A 5,234-nucleotide genomic window follows, 5' to 3' on the forward strand; every position below is an offset into this window, starting at 1 on the left:
GTCATTAGCAGATAAGGTGAAGATACTCCAGCAAACCTATGGCAACGACAGCACGAATATCAAGCGTATTGCCTTAGTCGGCTGTGGCACTGATGGTGTTAATCAAAGCCTCACCCAAGATTTTGCCAAAGCCATTTATAATGACACGCCTGAGCTAAAAACTGCCGAAATAACCGGCAGAAAAGGCGATATGCAAATCAATGCTGATGGCACTAAAACCATGGAAATGGGCAGTGAAAAAATGATTTATCAGTGGAACGATGACTTAAATATCGTTACCCAGCAGACTGAAGAATCCAAGCGTGCGGGGGAGATATTAGAAAACTTGAAACTAGGTTGTGTGAGCTCTAAAGGTTCATCTGATACCGGAACTGGCACTGATATTATTGATATAGATAACATTCCAGATACCTTAACCAATGCACATGTAGACTTCAATGACGCTGTTGGATCGGGCGCATTTAAAACTGCTTACAATTTAAACGGTCAACCTGATTTATTGATGGTGTTATTAAAACCAGGCTATCAAGCCACCGAAATTAAAAAAGAAATAGGGTACTTAAAGCAACTAGAAGCGCTTGGCATAAAAACACCTAGGCGTTATAAAAAAATCACATTTATAGATGTATCTATGCCCGAGTCTAATACTAAGCGACACGGTCTAATTGTGCAAAAGATTAAAGGTGCGTGGGATATAAAATTAAGACAGAAAGGTATTGTTCCTCTAGTAGGAGTACTTGATAATAGCAACAATCAAACCTTAGAAGATCTCAAACATTTACAAAAAATATTTTCAAAAAATCCCAATCTTTGTGTATGGGATCTCCAAGGGCTTGTGGCTGAAGATGGTCAACTGTATATTATAGATCCACAGAATGTTGAGATGGATGCAGACAGTAAGCATAATTCGATTCAATTAGATGCTTTACAGGAATTTGAGCAAACTATTTTAAAACGCCACAAGCGTTTTACTGACAAAGCGCTCAATCATATTACCTATATTGACAGCAGAATCTGGGAATCTTACAGCGATATACGAAAACAACAAATGTTGAGCGATCTACAAAAAGAAGACAATAAAGCCCTTGTTGCTTATAATTNATAATTCGATTCAATTAGATGCTTTACAGGAATTTGAGCAAACTATTTTAAAACGCCACAAGCGTTTTACTGACAAAGCGCTCAATCATATTACCTATATTGACAGCAGAATCTGGGAATCTTACAGCGATATACGAAAACAACAAATGTTGAGCGATCTACAAAAAGAAGACAATAAAGCCCTTGTTGCTTATAATTTTGCAACAAATGAAAAAGAAGTCATTCATGAACCAAGTGACAGTCAAAATCTAGACTTTGACACCATTGAAGTCATTACCCAAGATAACCAAAACCAAAATGTTGATTTAAGAAAAGAGAGTATTGATTTTATGAATCAACAAGGTTGGGTGAAAAGCAGAGATTTTGTTTTTCGTGCAAACACCTCTGAGGGCCACGAAGCCTTAAACCTGAAAAGCAATGGCAAGAACAAATACAACATTATTCTGTCCATTGGCGAAGACAAGGTCACCAAAGACGCTGCCGCCGCATTGCTTGGTAAACACCCCGATACCAGTATTATTGCGACACTTGATGAGCAAGGAAAATTGGTTTTTCCAAAGGACAAAGCATTTACGCCTGATTCCAGTGTACGGATCAATATTGTTGGGCATTCAGAAGCATTGGAAAAAGTGGGGGCGACAAAGTTAGCGAATTACACCGATCAATTAGTGCGACATTACAATATAAATTCAGTGGATAGTTCCGCCTACTTAAATCGTGCTGCTTTGGTGGGTTGTAACAACGAAAAACTCAGTCAAGATTATGCCAATCAACTCTATACCCGAAAATATTTAAGAGACGCTAGCGTTACCGGTAGATTAGGCGATATGCATATAAATAAAGATGGCTCTAAAACGATGGGCGGTCGTGATCAAAAAATCGTTTATCGTTGGAATTATGAATACAAAAAATCTATCTGGGCTACAGAAAGTTCTGCCAATATTGCTGATGTTTTAGATCATCTAAAATTGGGACTGGATGATGGAACAACGCCAGATTCATTGACGCATAAAGATATAGGTAAATCTATTGGACATGGTTCCATGAAAACCGCTTACACCTTAAAAGACCACCCCGATTTGTTGTTTTTACAACTATATGAAGGCCTGGAGAATTCGTATTCAGTTGGACGATTAAAAAACGAAGTTGAGTGGATTAACAAATTTAGAGAATTGGGCGTTAAAACGCCAAAATATTTGAAGGTTATTTCCATGATTGGTGAGGATAATCAAGAGCACCATGGTATTTTAGTTGAACGCATTCATAACTCAATGATGGTAAAACCAGGGTGGTTACCTGTTCCAGAGGAGCGTGTAACACACAAAACGCTAAGCGATATTCAAAATTTATTGCAGAAATTTGATCAACATCCAAATTTAGGCATTGATGATTTACAAATGTTATTAGGCAGAGATGGGCAACTTTATGTTATAGATCCATTAAATAATAGCTCGCCATCATCTGAATCTTTGTCTTATTTTTCACAGGAAGAAAGAGAAGAGAATATAGAAAATTTGCAAGAGTGGAGAGACACATCATTAAGCGTCCTAGAAGAATTCAACCAAAACAAAGGCATGAACGCCATTTTTGTTAGCAAGGAAATGTTAGGGGATGATCCAAAATTTGAACAAAGCCTATTAGAAAAAGCAAGAAAACAGCAAGACCTGATTATTATGAGTTACGACTTAGCAAAAGACACAACTCAAGTACTTTACGAGCCAAATACCTCTTATAAAATTGACAGAATCGAAGTAATGGTTGATGAAAATAATCGCTTTATTGACGAATATCAGATGGATGATTTTGTAAGACAGGATTCAAAAATGTCTAGTGATATGGTTTTTCGTCACGCACTCAAAAAAGACTTCAGCAATTACCGAAGCAACATTATCGTTCAAAATGGCAACAGCGACATTGCAATCAAGGCCGCCCAAGATCTTGCCAGCAAACATCCTAATAGCAGCATTATTGTTCGTTTTGATGCTGATGGCAATTTAATCACGCTAACAGATGGAATTTATACACCTAAAGGCAATGTGCGTCTTAGTTTTGTCGATCATGGCGCTGATCTCAGCAAAGAAGGTGCACAATCGTTAGCAGATAAAGTCAAAATACTGCAACAAACTTACGGCAACGACAGCACCGACATTGGGCGTATCGCCTTGGTTGGTTGTAATACCGATGGCATTGATCAGAACCTNCAAAATGCTAAGGCGCTAGAACCAGGGATTCTGAAGACGAAAATTTTTGAAAAAATGGCTAACGATTTAGACGAGCATTTACAAGGTCGAGAAACGAAGTACCAAAAACAGTTTGATAGATTAAGCGTAATGACACGCAAGTGTGCAAAGAATACTCTTGCCTATCATTTAGAAAATAGATTTAATAAGGGTGAGCTGGATATTGATGTAAGCGTAGATATGTTAAAAGACATTGCTGGCTTGAGTCTTGGAGATCAACTTACACACATTGAAAGTGCTAAAAGTGAATTTGAAAGGTTGCTAAGTCAAGATGAGATTAACCTTGCTAAAAATGCAGCTCGCAAAGCTTGGGCTAAGGTATGTGTGAGAAAGGCATCAGAGATTGTTAGTGATATTGCAGAATCTCAACGAGCGTTAAGTGCATGGAGGCAGGCAACAGTAATAAACCGGTTCGAGGTTTCTCCTGGCCCTAGGGACACACATTATGTTGTTGTTCAGTTAGAAAATGATCCAGCCATAGTAAAAAGTTCGGCAGACATAACAGGCAAACATTCTAAAAACTCCACACTTATACAAATGGATAAAAAGGGTGGTTACCAGATTGTGCATGGACCTAAATTATACGAAATAAAAGCAGATAATATCAAAATACTATTTGATGGACATGGTAGCAACAGCTTAAAAACTATAGGACGCAGAACAGCCAATGACATTGTTGATCATGTTGTTGCATTAAGAGGCGTTTTACCCGCTCAATCAAGTATTGACACAGTCTCTATAAAAGGATGTAATCCAGGCGTTGATTTTAGTAAAGATGTCGCAATGGAACTGAAAGCAAGGAATATTGAAACCAAGGTCAGCTCTAAATTAGGTTTGTCAAAAACAGAATCAGACGGTAGAAACACAGTTAACGATCGTTATCATCTTGACGAAGGAAAAGTTGTCTGGGGCTACAAAGATGGCGAATTAACCCAGTTTGACCCTTACACAGACGACAATTATCATCTTGTTGTTTCTGTGGGTGAAGATGGTTCGCTACAACTAAATAGATCAATAGAAGGCTTGGAAGGTGAGTTAAAAATTCGTGTTATGGCAAGTGATTTTGATACTACTGTGGCAGCACTGAAAGAACTAGAAAATCAACTGCCTGACGACACTTCAATGGCAGAAATAAACATAAAAATGGGTGATGGCAGTGCAGACTGGTCTACCACACATGGCGCATTTGGTTACTTGGGTCTTGTGAGTGATTTAAGTGCTAGCTTCAATGCAAATGTGTTGGCATACAGTCCTTCAGGTCTGAATAGAGGCTCATATGCTTATCATTATGTAGATGGTACAGCAAAAGTAGATGGACTAGTAGGAGCGAATGGGATGAGCTATAGTTTTGTATTTAACGGTACGCCCCCCTCGGACTATGTTCGTTTTGTCTACAATAAAGACAGAAGATCTACTGTTTTATACAATTTCGTAAAAAGACCCAATATTGACAAGATAATTCTAGCCAGAATAGACTCAGATAGTTACTCTAAGCGAGAATTGTTGGGGCAATTTAAATGTGCAATAAATCTGATGGATGGAGCTGCCTTTGAAATAGAAATCGTAACAAAAAACGATAAAATAAGTGTCGATGATTACAAGGCTATGGTGAGTTTTTTATCTAGAGAACTGCATGTTAGAGTTGAGGCGTATAACACCTACACTCAAACCAAACCATGGCTATCCATAAACCCTGGCGACTCTCAAGTAACAGAAGACCTTGGCGCAAGACACCTAGGCGAAACCCAACCCTACAACGACAAAAAACTCCAATCCTGGGACACCTTAACCCAAGAACAAACCAACAAACTAACCACAGAACCCCAAAAAACCAAACCTGATCTAGCCAACCACGACCATCAAATCCTATTCCAAACCGAATCCGATGACAAT

The 5,234-nt window shown here is 38.5% G+C and carries 2 protein-coding genes; both read left to right on the forward strand.

What is annotated here, in order from left to right:
• Window positions 1–16 precede the first annotated feature (16 nt).
• A complete protein-coding gene (locus tag BHECKSOX2_RS06745) occupies window positions 17–1,105 on the forward strand; it encodes a C80 family cysteine peptidase (protein WP_425356615.1) in 1,089 nt (362 codons plus the stop codon).
• A gap of 325 nt (window positions 1,106–1,430) precedes the next feature.
• The coding region (locus tag BHECKSOX2_RS06750; protein WP_425356616.1) for a C80 family cysteine peptidase at window positions 1,431–5,234 on the forward strand (3,804 nt) is incomplete at its 3' end.

This window comes from thiotrophic endosymbiont of Bathymodiolus puteoserpentis (Logatchev), from assembly GCF_900127505.1.
GTDB lineage: Bacteria > Pseudomonadota > Gammaproteobacteria > PS1 > Pseudothioglobaceae > Thiodubiliella.